Source organism: Empedobacter sp. UBA6745 (assembly GCF_002453775.1).
Classification (GTDB): domain Bacteria; phylum Bacteroidota; class Bacteroidia; order Flavobacteriales; family Weeksellaceae; genus Empedobacter; species Empedobacter falsenii_C.
Genome location: NZ_DKHL01000045.1, coordinates 1 through 16,819, shown reverse-complemented (window position 1 = coordinate 16,819; position 16,819 = coordinate 1). Strand labels below are relative to the sequence as shown.

The 16,819-nt window shown below is 28.0% G+C and carries 9 protein-coding genes and 1 CRISPR repeat array; all 9 genes read left to right on the top strand.

The genetic code is table 11. The features are described from left to right. Positions 1–2,458: 2,458 nt before the first annotated feature. The 9 genes from B4H69_RS12525 to cas2 all read left to right on the top strand — a co-directional run bounded on the left by B4H69_RS12525 (position 2,459) and on the right by cas2 (position 15,037). Complete coding sequence (locus B4H69_RS12525) at positions 2,459–2,953, top strand: hypothetical protein (protein ID WP_280046343.1); 495 nt, start codon at positions 2,459–2,461, stop codon at positions 2,951–2,953. A 31-nt stretch (positions 2,954–2,984) separates the two neighbouring features. Further along, positions 2,985–3,455, top strand: coding sequence for a GNAT family N-acetyltransferase (locus B4H69_RS12520; protein ID WP_280046344.1), 471 nt, complete (start codon positions 2,985–2,987; stop codon positions 3,453–3,455). Positions 3,456–3,860: 405 nt separating this feature from the next. Next, positions 3,861–5,093, top strand: a complete 1,233-nt coding sequence (locus B4H69_RS12515) for a hypothetical protein (RefSeq protein ID WP_291094217.1) — start codon at positions 3,861–3,863, stop codon at positions 5,091–5,093. A 5-nt stretch (positions 5,094–5,098) separates the two neighbouring features. After that, complete coding sequence (locus tag B4H69_RS12510) at positions 5,099–6,196, top strand: hypothetical protein (RefSeq protein ID WP_280046346.1); 1,098 nt, start codon at positions 5,099–5,101, stop codon at positions 6,194–6,196. Then, on the top strand, positions 6,189–8,006 hold the full coding sequence (locus tag B4H69_RS12505) for a metallophosphoesterase (RefSeq protein ID WP_280046347.1): 1,818 nt from the start codon (positions 6,189–6,191) through the stop codon (positions 8,004–8,006). The genes B4H69_RS12510 and B4H69_RS12505 overlap by 8 nt, the downstream gene beginning before the upstream one ends. Before the next feature lie 269 nt (positions 8,007–8,275). Then, positions 8,276–9,259 (top strand): hypothetical protein, encoded by a 984-nt coding sequence (locus tag B4H69_RS12500; RefSeq protein WP_280046349.1) that lies wholly within the window; start codon positions 8,276–8,278, stop codon positions 9,257–9,259. Between the two features lie 441 nt (positions 9,260–9,700). Beyond that, positions 9,701–13,810, top strand: a complete 4,110-nt coding sequence (gene cas9, locus B4H69_RS12495; RefSeq protein WP_280046350.1) for a type II CRISPR RNA-guided endonuclease Cas9 — start codon at positions 9,701–9,703, stop codon at positions 13,808–13,810. Between the two features lies 1 nt (position 13,811). Then, the gene (cas1, locus tag B4H69_RS12490; protein WP_180906565.1) at positions 13,812–14,702 is read left to right on the top strand and encodes a type II CRISPR-associated endonuclease Cas1; all 891 of its coding nucleotides are present in this window, start codon (positions 13,812–13,814) and stop codon (positions 14,700–14,702) included. Continuing rightward, entirely contained in the window at positions 14,699–15,037 is a 339-nt protein-coding gene (gene cas2 / locus B4H69_RS12485; protein ID WP_019976220.1) for a CRISPR-associated endonuclease Cas2, read from the top strand. The genes cas1 and cas2 overlap by 4 nt, the downstream gene beginning before the upstream one ends. A gap of 105 nt (positions 15,038–15,142) precedes the next feature. Further along, positions 15,143–16,771: a CRISPR direct-repeat array (repeat unit 49 nt; unit sequence GTTGTAAATACTTTGATAAATATACCAAGATTTGAAATCAATTCACAAC). Positions 16,772–16,819: the final 48 nt, after the last annotated feature.

Sequence of the window (16,819 nt, the reverse complement as noted above, 5' to 3'; positions counted from 1 at the left end):
TTTTTTTAATATTCAAATTCACTTACTACAACGAATTCTAAACTCGTCCTTGCTGAAAAGTCGAGTGTCAATTCGGCGTAAAGAGCGTTAAAAATGATTTACTGTTCGCATTTTATATGCGAATGATCTAAAGCATTTAGCGAGTAGCCATTATTGACCGACTTGTAAGCACAGACTTGTAATGCTTTGCATTCATGAATACCTTAAAATAATAATAAATCATATGAATAACTTTTGATTACCTTTGATCAAGCAAAAAGCAATAAATAGAGAACTTCTAATTATCGAAAATTCAATTTAGAATTTCATCTCTATTTTCATGCGCGCGTGCGCTCGTCCACTTTTATCCTATATTCTTGCTAAAAATATCCCCCTCCAACAGTTTTAAAAATTACATTAATAAATGAAAACTAAAAATTAACACTAATCACTTTATGAAGATCATTTACTTTCTTCTTAGGGTGTCTTCGGGGGATAGAGTGTGAATCTGTTTACTTTTTCATAATTTTACATAAGTTTTTTAAAATTCAACATTAGTTTTAAAAGCCACTCCTTTTCCAGTACATCGCGCCAACTTTGTTTTTGGGAAAGGGGTTTTTTGTTATATTTTACGTTATACGCTTAACGTTTTGTTATCAATTCTATCTTTAACCACAATAGAAACATAGGTTTTATTAAGTATTACGGACTTTGTCATTCTGAGCCTGTCGAAGAATCTCTTCTTTTCATTTTTTTGCTCATCCAAAAAAACGAAACNNCATAAAGTTGGCAACTCGCTCCACTCAAACACTCCAACTTTTTTTATTCCAATAATTTAGAATTGAATTGCATTTCGATTCTAAATCGTCGGATTTTTATCATTCTTTTTTTAATATTCAAATTCACTTTTGACAACATTTGAAATTAAAAGGAGGAGTCACGGTGTGGCTCAGGTACTACTTATTTCTAATTTTCATTTTTTATTCATTCAATGTTTATTTTAATTATCGGTATTCATATGAAAACAATAATAACTCATGAATAAAAATGAATAAATACTGTTTTCATACTACTTTTTAAGTTACACCCAAAATTCCCCCTCCAACTGGTTTTAAAAATTACATTAATAAATGAAAACTAAAAATTAACACTAATTACTTTATGAAGATCATTTACTTTCTTCTTAGGGTGTCTTCGGGGGATGAGATGTGAGTCTATATTCTTATATTTTTTATGTTTTTATTTTTATTTAAATTCACTAATAACACGGTCACTGAGGCACTCGAAGTGCAGAATCTTTCTATTTTTTTTCTTCTAACTTTTACCTTAATGCAAAGTCTGTGTCAACAGAGTATGTGATTACAAAACATCAAGTCTTTGATTTTCGACGGTCAAAATAAGTTTCAGCCATTCAATGTTTTAAATCATTTGCTACGCAAACAGTAAAACATTTTAACCATGGCGATCAACTTTTTGACACTCGCCTCCAAATCATATGACATTTTTTTTAATCCTTTTTCAAATACATACTACATTTTAGATCCTACAATTCTCAAATCTCAATACTAAAATCTCACATCTAATTTGTACATTTTACAACTCAACATCGATACACGAACACCGAACAAACCATACGGAACGCATATACAATGGATACAGAATGGATACAGCGCGGATACACAACCGATACAGAAAAGTGTCATTTTCGATATACACCGATACAGGAATTTAACACTTTTTAACAGTTTGTTTCTCTATTATTCTGTCATTCTGAGCCCGTCGAAGAATCCCGTTTTTAACCTCAAATAGATAATACAATCCTCTCAATACTAAAATCTCACGTCTAAGATCTAAATAATAGGTAGCAGAACCCCAATAAATTTGGAAAATGATATTAAACGTTCTACTTTTATTGTGCGAATAAAAAATATAAAACGAATGCTGTCAAAGTCTCCTTACCGAGGCTCTGATAGAGAGCGTGTAAAGAAAGGACACCCCTTTGCTTTACGATCCGTGTTTTAAAAATGTTATAAAAACGGAGGTTTGTTCTTTAAAAAGAAGTAATAAGCCAACAGACTTTATCTGGTGGTTTTTTACGGATGAATGGAAATTGTTTCGTTCTCATGTGTTTTTGGTTTTATGGAACGATGTTTCTCGAGTATGAAGATATACTTGCAAAAAAAGCAAGGCGGCTTCACACTTTAGACTCAAGGGCGACCAAACCCATCTTAAAAACTCGAAAGTTTAAAAGTTACCTCTAAAGCATACGTGAAAACCGCCCATGCCATATACGAAAGTACAAAACTTTTTAGACATGGAGCGATTCCACGACAGTCTCGAGGTAAAATTGGTCGTTTTGAGCCGAGAACCCATCGTAAGTAATTTGTCTTTATAGACTAATTATCAATTCGCTATAACAAATATAATACTTTTTTAATTAAATGCAAATTATTTTCTAATTAAAAACCTGTAGACATTAATGAATAGTAGTGGTTCTAAATATAGAGAGCAAATAGGAGCTAAGTTAAGATCTCATCGTTTGAAACTTTTTTTATCAATTGATGACATTATTCTTATGACTGAAATTTCGAAAAGTTCAGTTTTAAAAGTTGAAAAAGGAATTGCAAAAGATATTGATTTATATATTGAATATGCAAAAGCCGTTCAGTACCCATTAGAAACATTATTAGACTTTAAAATTCCTCTTAAACCTCTAAATGAATTACCTAAAGATAGATTAGAATCTTTAAAATTGACATCAAAAATTAGGGAGCACATAGTAAATACTAATTTTCTTAATAAAGGTAAAACTGTTGCTGAAATAAAAGAGGAGTTGATTCGGTTGAAATTAGTACCAAAAGATATAACTTCTGTTGCTATCGCTGGTGTAATGAGAAATTTAAAAAACGATGATTTGGTCAGTTCAGAAGAAACAACTGGTAGAAAGGCTATTTATAAAAAAAGTATGAAATAAACTATTATTAGTTTATATAAGTTACAAAATTATGGTCGTAAGAACGAATAACGAATTAAAAAATCAAGTCAAAAATATTTTTATTGAAAAGTGGAACACTGATTTTATGATTTCAAAATCTCAAATTCATTATGTAGATAATTTAGAATCCTTTGTTTATATGAAAGAAAATGAAATTAAAGGGCTCTTGACATTTTATATCAAAGAGGATGAAATGGAAATTGTATCCCTTGATAGTTTTGAAGAAAACATTGGCATAGGTTCTTTATTGATTAATGAAGCGATTAATTATTATAAACAGAATTTCTTAAAAAGGTTATGGCTAATTACTACTAATGACAACTTAAATGCATTAAAATTTTATCAAAAGAAGAATTTTAATATTTCTGAATTTCATTTTAATGCAATTGAAAAATCCAGAAAGTTAAAACCGTCGATTCCAAAATATGGATATGACAATATACCTATACTACATGAAATAGAGTTACAATATAATAACTAAAATTTATTTGTCTGTTTTGCCTAAGTCTTTATGATGTAGTAGAACCTACGAATTGGAAAAATAAAAAATCTGATACTTATGAGGAGTTTGTAAAAAAGTAAAAGACATTAAGTAATTAAAAACGTTTAGTTTAAAATAAAGTATCTAAATTAGTAAGATTAACCAGTAGGCATGGTTAAAGTTAGTAATAGTACTCTGGAGTTAATTTATTAAGGTTTAATTAACTCCAGAGTTTTTTATTATATGTAAATACATCAGATTATTATAAACAAATGGTTCTATATAGAACCATTTATTTATTTATACAATAATGGTTATAAATTAGATTAATTTATATATTTGTTATTTATACGAGGTACAGAAGATTTTTACGAAATAAATGTTATAATAGTTTCGTAAAAAGCAATGTTAGGTGCAATTATTAACAAACACACTTTAAATAGTATGATTCCAATTTTAGATGATGGAAGAAATTTTACACCATTAATTTTTTACACAGAATTTCTTCCAAAATTAGCTGAATATTATAAGAACAATAAGTCGGAAGATATTAAATTCTTATTATTTCAGAAAGGTGATACAGAAATTTTTAGTGCAATATATCGGATTGATCCAATATCAACTCCTTTATTATTAAGTATAATAGAACAATTAAGTAAATTTCACAAAAAATCATTAGAACTATATTTAAATAATAATCATGCAACTATAAAGGTTTTAGGATTTTTATTTAGAGCAGGTTTTTTTAAAATCTCAAGAGAGAACAAAATTCTTTATTATAATGAAAATTATCTAGGAGCATTTCAAGGAAATGAAATTCGTAAAGAACACATAATTAAATCGTATAAAAAGAAAGATTTTTCTAATATAGATTTTGATTTTGAAAACGAAATTCAACTTCGAGATCACGTGAATTCTATAATTTCATATAATGTTCAAACACACTTCGGTGAACTTTTATATGACAATAACAATACTACAAATAATCATAATGAATATATTAATATACTTTCAGAATTAATAACGAACGGAGTAATTCATTCACAATCTACAACATATGCGATGATGTTTGTGGATAAATATCAAACTAAATTTTCTATTTCAGACAATGGAATCGGCTTTAAGAACTCATTGAATTCTAAACAAAATTTACCATTTTATTATAAAAAGAATGAATTTGAAAGTAACACTAATCTGCAATTTCCTACTTCTATAAATAAATACTTTATTGAAAATCTGTTAGAAATTTTTGAAATATTGTTTTATTCTTCTCTTAAAGAAAGAAAGGGACTATTTGATTTGATGTTAAATGTTGTCTTACATAGTAATGGTTATTTTAGACTTCATACCAATAATTGTCAAATAATAATCTCTGACAGAATTTTTAAATATATAACTTCTCTAAATGAATTAAGAGATGAAATTCTAGAATCACATAAATTGTTTGAGTTAGAGAAAATTTCACTAAATGATTACCAGCAAGCAATAATTGATAAAAAGAACTTAATTTCAAAACAATTTGAAAAAATTATAAACGCAACAATTAAATATTACTCTGAAGAAACTAAATTTTCTTCCATTAGATTTTATAATGTTAGATTTAAAGGGGTACATATTGAAGTTGAAATACCAAACTAATTACTATGATAATATCAAAACTAAATGCAGAAAACTTCATTTATTATGATTTACATAGTGAAGAAGTTTTAACATCAAATTTTATAGAAGAAAACAATAGTGGTGTATTTTGTGATAGATTGCAATCTATTACACTAGATAGAATTTGTGATGATATTTTAAAATCAGATCAAACTATTAAAAGTATTGCATTTGACCTTCATAATATAGAAGGTTCGCAAGACAACTTAAGTCAATATTTTACAAAGTTAAAAAGTAACGGGTTTCAAATTGTTTTATTAAATGTTACGGATGAATTAATTCATTCATTTGGTTATAATAACATAAGTAATATAAACAATCTTTGTACATATTTAACATTTTATGATAAAGGCACATTAAAACCAAGAAAAAAAAATGGGTATTTCAGATATTATCTTGTTGAAGATGGTAATTGCAATTTCATACCTGATGATTTTAATATTGAAGCCATTTTCAATAAAGATTTTATAGAAAAATTGAAGATTTACAGTATAAAACATCAAGAGCCTCATACTTCATCTTTTGTATATTTAGAATCATACATAAATATTAAAATGTTTATTTCTGAACAAAAATCATTTTGTATATATAGTATTTATAAGTTGGCTTTGAAAATATTGAAAGAATGGAGAGAAAACGGTCCTATTCCATTTTACGATGTAGAAAACAATAGTAATTACAATGCTCCAATATTAGTTTGTCAGAGTTTAAATAGTTCATATATAACATCTATATTATCTAATCTACTAAAGTTAGATATTTTGGTTTTAGATAAAATTGGACCTATAAATCGAATTTATAATTCTTTAAATAAAAATATAATAGAAAACAGGAATTATATCGTTGTTTCTGATTTAGTATGCTTAGGAACAGAGGTTAAAATTGTGAAAAATATTATTGAGTTTTTAGGAGGGAAATATCTAGGAAATGTTTCGCTAATTAAAACAGAAACTTTAAAAAAGAAAGATATTAAAAGAAAAGATGCTACAATTGCTGTATTTGCAATTGATAGTACTAACAATGAAGATTTAGGTTATTTTATATCAACTAATTTAAAGAATAAAAAAGAAAATAATGAATGATATAATTATACATATTTCAGATTTACATATTTCGGATCAAAGTAAAAAATTTGGACCTGCTAACACAGATACATACTTAACTTATGAGCCTAATGATCAGAATTTAAGTTATGTAAATCAATTTATTGACAAAATAAATTCAATACAAAGTAAAAATAAATATTTGATAATAACCGGCGATATAACAAATATCGCTGAAAGACTAGAATTTAAAGAAGCAGAAAGACTTATTAAGCATATTTTATCAGAATTAAATATAGATTCAAATAATTTATTACTAATTCCTGGCGATCACGATGTACATAGAGATTCAATAAAAAATGAGTTACGAGGAGCAGAAGTTGAAGTCTCTACAGAAGTTATAAATCAAATTAAACTTAAAAATTTTAGTGAGTTTTACAAAAATGTTAAAAATGATGATTTCAACAATGACTATTTAATTATTGATTTTTTAAAGATTGAAGATATTATTTTACTAGCAGTAAATTCAAACTATATTGTAAATCAAAATGGAGGTCATGGTTTTTTGCCAATCGATAAGCTGGAGGAAGAACTAAAAGCAATCAGAGTAACTTATCCTAATGAAGAATTAGTCTTATGTTTACATCATAATTTGGAAGGTGAGCATGAAGATAAAACTTCTGGTCAATGGGAAATGGAGAATAAGAAGGCTTTGATTACAATATTCGAAAGATATAATATTAAATGTATTTTAAATGGCAATGAACATACTCATAATTCCAAAATTCTTGCCCACAGAAATAGCATTACAGTAAGTGACAGCGGTCCTTTTAGTAGTATATCTTCCGTTCAGGCTTCCTTCAAAATTTACGAAATCAATAAATCTGAAAATAGCTTATATTTAAAGAATAATATTTATACATTACATAAAGTTAAAGGTAATACAGAATCAAATTTTGGTAATTGGACAAAGATAGATGTTCAAGATTTAACAGGTTTAGAAAAGGAAATATTTGAATTTAGAAAATTAGAGTTACCAATATTAGAAAACCATTTAGAACAACTACCAGAAATTGAAGATAAAGATATTGATACCACATTAGTAGAAAATCATGTAAGTTCTACAATTATCAAATATGAAAATATAGATATTGAAAATAAACTTTATGATATAATTAAAGAAAAAAAATTATTCCATCAAGGACACTTTCATTGGAGTGCAACTTCAAGAGCTCATAATTGGATTGACACAGCAAAACTTCTAGAGGATAAAGAAGATTTATACTTTATTAAAAATTCAATTATAGACATTTTAGAGAAAATGAATTTAATCGAAAATACTGATTTAATTATTGGTTTAGGATACGAAGGTAATATCATTTCAAGTAAGGCATCCATTAAATATCCTATTCCCTATACATATCTTCCATACTCATATAGATGGGAAGACCATAATGATTTCGAGAATAAATTAAATTTTGAAAATTCTGATAGTAAATTTAAGCAAGTTATATTAATTACAGATGTTGTTAACGATGGCAGAACAATTAGAAAATTAGTTGGTAAAGAAACAAGAGAAAAAAAGTTTTTTGAAAATGTGGAAAAAATCATAGTGGTTTCCTTGTTTTACACAGGTCATATTGAAGATATTAACGTTGATATACTAAATTATAATAAGTTAGAAGAAGCTGAAAAAATTGATGACGAAGAGGTCAATAATATAGAATTCTATACTATTAAAAAACTTAGAATCGAAAAATGTCCTTATGGAGATGACTTCAAAGAAAAATGTTTCATTATGAACGATAATTTACATTGTATACATAAATTCTATACTGAAAAATCATAACTGCACCTAATAACTAAGCTTTCGTCTTGCATGGAGGGCATGAGATGTATTGAAAAACGATTGAAGACAAAAAGAATAAATATACATACAACCTCGCTAAATTTTTAGGGAGGTTTTTTTATACTTATGTGAAACCGTAATTTGTTGTTAAATAGTTGTTGTATATTTAAGTTACATTTACGATATTAAGATATAGTGGATTTTGCACGAAACTTTTCTATATTTTATTTCGTAGAAAATGATATCGTGCGTCATTATAAAACAGAACTATGAAAAAATTCATATACTATCCAAATTTAGAACCGCCAAATACCGAATGGTTGAAATTTTCAATTCTTTATTTAGAGAAATTTGAAAGTATTGTTCCATATGGTAGACAGCATTTAATTTCCGAAGATTATAGAAAATTATTAAATGAAACCGATTTGGTTGAAATGTATTCACCTAAATATCTTCAAGGAGAACGTGCTTCAATTAAATCAATTGAAGAAGCTATAAGGTTCTTAAAAAATCCATATGAAAGAGGACCGTTAATGAATCAAATAAATATCGAAAGAAGTTGGAGGAATGAACAAAATTGGACGTATCAAATTTATTCAGAAAAATTTTCATATCAATTTGGAGAGTTTTGTGAAAGAGAAAATATTGGACGTAGAAATGATGAAGGATTGATTTTACCGAAAGAGTTAGCTTTTCTATTTATGACTCATCTAGCGCAAGAAATTTCATACGAAAGAAATGGGTCTATTATAACCGATAACGTTGAATTCGACAACTATTCAAATTTTTCAAGAGTTCATAATCCAGGTACTATAAATAGAAATAAGTTTATGAAAGGAATAATAAGTTTACTTGTGCCTGCAAATATTTCAGAAATTAGCCTTGATACATTAATTGAATTTAGAAATAGAAATAGAGAAAGAATTAAAGCTTTCAATAATCAAATTAATCTTCTTGAAGATTCAATTGGAAATGGAATCACTGAAAGACAGTTTGTTAATAGTTTTAATGATATCTATTCTGAATTAACTAGAGAAATTGTACTTATGGGAATTGGACTTGCTTCAATCCCTTTTGCAACATATATGCTAATAAATAATCCTCAAGCTTTATCTGCTGAATACTCTAAAGAAATATTAGGTGCATTAGGTATCGGACTTGGTGGAACTTATACTGTAAAAAGAGCTCTTTTTGATACAAGAGAAAGAAGGCTTTGTAAAAAATATTTAACAAATATTGAACGACTAAAATAACGAACGCACAACAGCAGTAACCGTTGCACAACTCCAATTTTAGATACAAAAACACAAAATAGTATAAATATTAACCTCTTTAGAAGAAATTTTAAGGAGGTTTTTTTGTGTTTACAAAATAAGAAAAATAAAAAAAAACCGAAGATAGTCGAGGCGAAAATTTTCTAAAAATATCTTTCATTATAAATAATTAAGATAAAAAATTTAAATCAATTTACGGTTTTCCGTAATTAATCTTATACTTTACTATTTATATTTGATGTAATTAGGAGTTAAATAAAAATCCCACGGAGTACGCAGGATATAAGTTTTTACTTCGGCTTAAAGCCTTATTGTGAATTGATTTCAAAGTCAAATATAAGGATTTTTATTAAATTACAATATAATTAAGAATAAAATAAAAAATTTTGAGATATCAAAAACCAAGAAATATAAATTACTATGAGAATATTAGGAATTGACGCTGGTACGAATAGCCTTGGCTGGTCCATTAGAGATACAGAAGTTATAAATAATCAAATCATAGATTTTGGGGTTCTTACTTTTGAAAAAGGAGTTGCTTCTGAAAAAGGAAATGAATTTCCTAAAGTTAAAAAAAGAACAGAGAGTAGAGGAAAAAGAAATAATTATCGAGCTGAAAAGTATAGGAAATGGGATTTATTATATTTTTTAATTGAAAATAATATGTGCCCACTTTCACATGAAGAGCTTAATAAATGGAAAAATTATAAAAAGGGAACAAAACGTAAATATCCACAAAATGATTTATTTTTAAATTGGTTACGATTTGATTTTGACGGCGATGGGAAACCTGATTTTCATTTGATAGGAAAAAATAAACATGATAGTTTATTTGCTTTTAGAGCTTTAGCTGTTGATCCTAATTTTCATTCTGTTTATAAAACTAATCCATATTTACTTGGAAGAATTTTCTATCAACTTGTACAAAGACGTGGTTTTAAAGGAAGAGATGAAGAAGAAGCAAAGACGATGTTGCAAGGTAGTGATAAAAATGGTACTAAAGGAAGAGATGATATTGCCGAATTTATCGAAAATCATAAAACGTTAGGAGCTGCTTTATATTATTATCAAAAAGAAACAGGTGAAAGAATTAGACAACGATACAATCTTAGAAAGGATTATGAAGCAGAATTAAAGCTTTTATGTCAGCTATATGATATTAATGATGAGGATTATCAAAAACTATGGAAAGCCATTATATGGCAACGACCTCTTCGTACGCAAAAAGGCTTAGTTGGTTATTGTATTTATGAAAAAAACAAAAAACGTGTACAGGTAAGCCATCCATTGTACGAGGAGTATAGAACATGGGCTTTTATCAATAATTTAAAAATTATTCCTCCTATTGGAGTTGATAAACAGACTTATATTCAAGAAAAAATTTATCCTTTATTTTTTAAGTCATCAAATGATTTTGAACTAAAAACTATTCTTAATCAACTTAAAAAAGACGGCGGTAAAATAGATTCAAAGTTTAAAGAAAAAACAAAAGTAATTTCTGCTAAGCTATTAAAGTCGTTTCAAGATATTTTTGGAGATAATTGGAAAGAGCTTTTGCATTGGGATAATATTAATGAAAGAGATAGTCAGCCATCTAAAAAACAGAATTCATCTTTTAATTATGATGAAATTTGGCACGTTCTTAAAACTTTTGATAGCCAAGAAAATTTAAAAGATTTTGCTTTGAACAAATTAAATCTTGATGATGAGAAAGCTGAGAAGTTTTCTAAAATCAAACTAAATCAAGGTTATGCAACAATGAGTTTGTCTGCAATTAAGAAAATACTTCCTTTTTTGCGAAAAGGTATTCCTTATCATTATGCCGTTTTCTTGGCAAATCTTTATAAAGTTTTGGGAATGGAAACTATTTCTGATAAGATGATCGATTATTTCATTGAGGAATTTAGAGAAGTTGAAAAAAGTAACGAACAAACAAGATTGTTAAATACAGTTGTCAATAGTTTGGTTTTAGATGAGTTAAACAGTAAATATCGTTATTCAATTGAAAATGACAGAGATTTAGACGATTCTGAAAAGAAAAATATTAATGCTAAACTAATTGAAATATTTGGAGAGAAAACTTGGCTTTTATTATCTGATGATGAAAAAACAGCATCTTATGATTATGTAGCCAAATATTACAAAGAGTTTTTGAGAAAATCAGTCCTGTCAAAGACTAATTTATTCATGGAGAATGAGAGAATTCATGATCAAATTTTCAATGTAATTGCTGAAAAATATGACATACCAGAGGATAAGAAGAAATTTTTATGGCATCCATCAGAACAAGAAAATTATACCCAAGCCGAAGAATATGATTATTTTACGCTAAATGGTAAACCTGTTTATATTAAACAAATTGATAGAGAGAATTTTATTAAAAATAATAAAGATGCTGAATTTCAAGGAAGAAGTTTAAAGTTATTAGGTAGTCCAGAACCTGTTACCAAAGGATTAAAAAACCCAATGGCTCTAAAAACAATGCACAAAATGAAGCAGCTTATCAATTTCCTTTTGCAAGAAGGTAAAATAGATGAGGACACTCGAATTGTGATTGAGATAGCAAGAGAACTTAACGATGCCAATAGAAGAAAAGCTATTGAAAAATGGAATAACGAGCGAGAAAAGGAAAATCTAAAGTTCAGTGAAACTATTATTGAAATAAATAAAGAATGCAACACCACTTTTAATCCAAGTGATAAAACGCTTCTTCGTAAAATAAGATTATGGGAAGAACAAAATAAAACTTGTCTTTACACAGGTAAATTGATTAAACTTTGTGATGTTTTAGATGGAAATAAATACGATTTAGAGCATACTATTCCTGCAAGTATAAGTTTTGATAATGAGTTACGAAATTTGACTTTAACTGATACGGAATTTAATAGAAATATAAAAAAGAAACAATATCCGTCACAACTTTATAATCATGTAGATATTTTGAATAATATCCAGTTTATGAAAGAAAAGATAGAGCATTTGGAAGATTTATATAAAGAATGGAAAAATAAAGCTTCGTATGCATCTACTAAGGAAATAAAGGATAATTGTATTCAGCGTTATCATTTCATAAAAATGGATTTAGATTATTGGAGTTACAAATACAATACATTTATTTTGGAAGAATATAAGTCAGGTTGGAAAAATAGCCAGTTGCGAGATACTCAAATTATTACAAAATATGCTCTGCCATATTTAAAAACCTTATTTAAAAGAGTGTCAGTAGAAAAAGCAAGTGTTGTAAATGTTTTTAAAGAAGTATATAATGTAAAATTATTAAGTGATAAAAAAAATCGTTCAACTCATAGTCATCACGCTGGTGATGCAAGTATTTTGACATTAATACCATCAGCATTTGATCGCGAAAGAATTCTTAAACTTTATAACGAAGAAAAAGACAATCATACGGGTAAAATTTATCACGAACAACCTAAAGATTGGAAAGATTTCTCCCCAAGTTATATTAAAGAAATCGAGAATGTTATATTAATTAACAATATAGTTGAAAATAGAACTACTGTTCCAACTTATAAAGTGGTACGCAAAAAAGGAAAAATCGTTTGGGAAGATAAATCACTTGATAAAAAACGAATTGCTCAAGGAGATACTATAAGGGGGCAATTACATGATGAATCTTTGTATGGAGCAATAAAATTACCATTAAGAAACGAAGAAAATAAAATTTTGTTTGATGATAATGGTAAAATGAAACTTACTGAAGAGCCAATTTTGGTTATTCGAAAAGATTTAGTTTATAAACAAAATGCAGATTCTCCAGGATTTAAAACGCTTGAAGAAGTTGAAAAGGTAATAGTCGATAAAGCTCTTTTTGAAATGATAAAAATGCAAGTGGAAGATGCTGTCGGATTTAAAGAAGCTTTAACAAAAGGTGTTTGGATGTTTGATAAGCAAGGAAACAAAGTAAATAAAATAAGAAGAATACGCTGTAAAGGTTTAATGAAATATAATACAGCATTGAAAGTGCATACGCATGCTTTTACTTCAAAATTCGATTATAAAAAAACAACATTAGCAAAAAGTGGAGAAAACGCACTTTGTTTATTTTATAAAAACGAAGATGGAAAAGCAATGGAGATATTAAGTATTTCTGATGTTGCTCAATTAAAATTTAAGAACGATCGTTCTTATTTTTTAGAACCAGAATACAATACAAAATCAATAGGAAAAGGAAAAAAATCAAAAGAAATACCGCTTTATGCTGTTTTACGTTCTGGGCAAAAAGTATTGTTTTATAAAGATAGTATTGAAGAACTAAAAGAATTAGATAATTCTGATTTAACAAAACGTTTATATAAAGTATATCAATTTGAAAGTGATGGTCGTATGAAGTTTAGAAATCATATGGCAGCAGGAATAGACACTGATTTAAAGAAAGAAAATAAGGAAGGGGCATCTTTTAACTTTGAGAATCCAAGTATCTTTTTAAGAATTAGACAAGGTGAATGGAATTTTGCAATTGACGGAGTTGATTTTGAAATGAAAATGGATGGCTCATTAAAATTTAAATAATATGCTAAAACGTACCATTTACATTGGCAATCCATCTTATTTGAAATTGAAAGACAATCAATTAAAAATAGAAGATGTGATAACCAAAGAAATCAAAGGCTCTGTACCTATTGAAGATTTGGGTTTTTTGGTATTGGATCATTATCAAATAACCATTAGTCATCAACTTATAGTGACATTACAACAAAATAATGTGGCAATTATTAGTTGCGACGATAGTCATATGCCTTTGGGATTGATGTTGCCAATGAATGGACATGTAGAGCATAGTGAGCGATTGAAACATCAGATTAATGTTTCGGAACCATTGCGCAAACAGTTGTGGAAACAAACGATTGAAGCTAAAATTTATCAACAGAAAGCATTGTTAAGTAAGTTTGGTTTTGTAGAGGAGCCAATGCAGAATTATTTAACGAATGTAAAATCGGGAGACTCTACGAATATGGAAGGAATTGCTGCGCAATATTATTGGAAACAATTATTTGACAATTTTACGAGAGAACGAGATGGTGATGCTCCTAATAATTTTCTGAATTTTGGATATGCTATTCTTCGAAGTATGGTTGCAAGAGCTTTAGTGAGTTCTGGATTAAATCCTACCATTGGTATTTTTCATCGTAATAAATACAATCCGTATTGCTTGGCTGATGATATAATGGAACCATATCGACCTTATGTTGATGAATTGGTATTAGAATGGATGAATAAGCCTTTTCGACCGACTGAAATGAGTAAAGATGCTAAAGCACATTTATTACAAATAGCAACAAAAGATGTGAAAATAGATGGTTTGAAAAGACCTTTGTTGGTAGCGATAAGCTCTACAACAAGTTCTTTGTATAAGTGTATGACAGGGGAGCAGCGTGTGATTCGTTTTCCTGAAATGACATGAGTTTTAGTCGTTATAATGCTTATCGTATTATGTGGGTTTTAGTTTTGTTTGATTTGCCAACAGAAACAAAAAAGCAAAGAAGTCAGGCAACTCGCTTTAGAAAAGAGTTGATTGACGATGGATTTACTATGTTTCAGTTTTCTATTTATTTGAGACATTGTCCAAGTAGAGAAAATGCTGAGGTACATATAAAACGAACCAAATCTAAATTACCTGAATTTGGGAAAGTAGGAATTATTTGTATTACAGATAAACAATTTGGACAAATGGAAATATTTTTCTCCAAAAAAGAAACCGATTTACCAACAGGTCCACAACAATTAGAATTATTTTAGGAATAAAAAAATCCGATAGAAAACTCAACTTCTATCGGATTTTACTTTTTTTCTCATTTCTAAATTTCTTCTCAAACCCTTTATGATAATGGTTTGTTAAATGAGGTTGTAAATACTTTGATAAATATACCAAGATTTGAAATCAATTCACAACGTGATAAATGGCGAACCAATTGTATGCAAAGTTGTAAATACTTTGATAAATATACCAAGATTTGAAATCAATTCACAACCATGAGCCGAGAACGTAGCGAAGCGAAGAGGTTGTAAATACTTTGATAAATATACCAAGATTTGAAATCAATTCACAACTGCGAGTAGGAGCGACCGAACGAAGCGTATGTTGTAAATACTTTGATAAATATACCAAGATTTGAAATCAATTCACAACCAATAACGAACAAAGTAGGGAGCGAATGCGGTTGTAAATACTTTGATAAATATACCAAGATTTGAAATCAATTCACAACTTTGAATTGTAATTTCTAGCCCTTGAATGCGTTGTAAATACTTTGATAAATATACCAAGATTTGAAATCAATTCACAACTTGCCTTAGGATGATTAATTATTTTACTTTGTTGTAAATACTTTGATAAATATACCAAGATTTGAAATCAATTCACAACTTGCCTTAGGATGATTAATCATTTTACTTTGTTGTAAATACTTTGATAAATATACCAAGATTTGAAATCAATTCACAACTTACTCCAGATGGTAAGCGTTCTAACTCTGGTTGTAAATACTTTGATAAATATACCAAGATTTGAAATCAATTCACAACTTTGGGATAATTGCCAGGTAACGGCTGTAGGTTGTAAATACTTTGATAAATATACCAAGATTTGAAATCAATTCACAACCAACAAACTGCTTATGAAAGATTAGCAGAAGTTGTAAATACTTTGATAAATATACCAAGATTTGAAATCAATTCACAACTGTTACACCGTTAAGTGAACACACTAAGTTGTTGTAAATACTTTGATAAATATACCAAGATTTGAAATCAATTCACAACGTCTGGTGTTAACGTTGCGCCGTCTCCGTTGTTGTAAATACTTTGATAAATATACCAAGATTTGAAATCAATTCACAACTAAAAATTCTCGATCCGTTTTTGTTTTTTTGTTGTAAATACTTTGATAAATATACCAAGATTTGAAATCAATTCACAACTGCTATTTTATTCCGTTTAAAAATTCTAAAGTTGTAAATACTTTGATAAATATACCAAGATTTGAAATCAATTCACAACCAGATATTACTCACCTTTGCTTTATGGTAAGTTGTAAATACTTTGATAAATATACCAAGATTTGAAATCAATTCACAACTAAAAACTAAATCGTTTCGAAAAATCATTTGTTGTAAATACTTTGATAAATATACCAAGATTTGAAATCAATTCACAACCAACCTATTGACGTAATGGTTATTCGTTTTGTTGTAAATACTTTGATAAATATACCAAGATTTGAAATCAATTCACAACTCTGAAACAATCTCTACGTGTGGATTTTTAGTTGTAAATACTTTGATAAATATACCAAGATTTGAAATCAATTCACAACCTTTGGTTGGAGTGGTTTAATAAGCAGATGGTTGTAAATACTTTGATAAATATACCAAGATTTGAAATCAATTCACAACAGAAGATACTAAAAGTATTGAATTAGTTCAGTTGTAAATACTTTGATAAATATACCAAGATTTGAAATCAATTCACAACTCCTTTTGAAGATGCCCGAATAAGCAGATCGTTGTAAATACTTTGATA

Excerpts from the sequence above, each read along its gene's own strand:
- B4H69_RS12525 (WP_280046343.1), top strand. The coding sequence starts at position 2,459 with ATGAATAGTAGTGGTTCTAAATATAGAGAGCAAATAGGAGCTAAGTTA.
- B4H69_RS12520 (WP_280046344.1), top strand. The coding sequence starts at position 2,985 with ATGGTCGTAAGAACGAATAACGAATTAAAAAATCAAGTCAAAAATATT.
- B4H69_RS12515 (WP_291094217.1), top strand. The coding sequence starts at position 3,861 with ATGTTAGGTGCAATTATTAACAAACACACTTTAAATAGTATGATTCCA.
- B4H69_RS12510 (WP_280046346.1), top strand. The coding sequence starts at position 5,099 with ATGATAATATCAAAACTAAATGCAGAAAACTTCATTTATTATGATTTA.
- B4H69_RS12505 (WP_280046347.1), top strand. The coding sequence starts at position 6,189 with ATGAATGATATAATTATACATATTTCAGATTTACATATTTCGGATCAA.
- B4H69_RS12500 (WP_280046349.1), top strand. The coding sequence starts at position 8,276 with ATGAAAAAATTCATATACTATCCAAATTTAGAACCGCCAAATACCGAA.
- cas9 (WP_280046350.1), top strand. The coding sequence starts at position 9,701 with ATGAGAATATTAGGAATTGACGCTGGTACGAATAGCCTTGGCTGGTCC.
- cas1 (WP_180906565.1), top strand. The coding sequence starts at position 13,812 with ATGCTAAAACGTACCATTTACATTGGCAATCCATCTTATTTGAAATTG.
- cas2 (WP_019976220.1), top strand. The coding sequence starts at position 14,699 with ATGAGTTTTAGTCGTTATAATGCTTATCGTATTATGTGGGTTTTAGTT.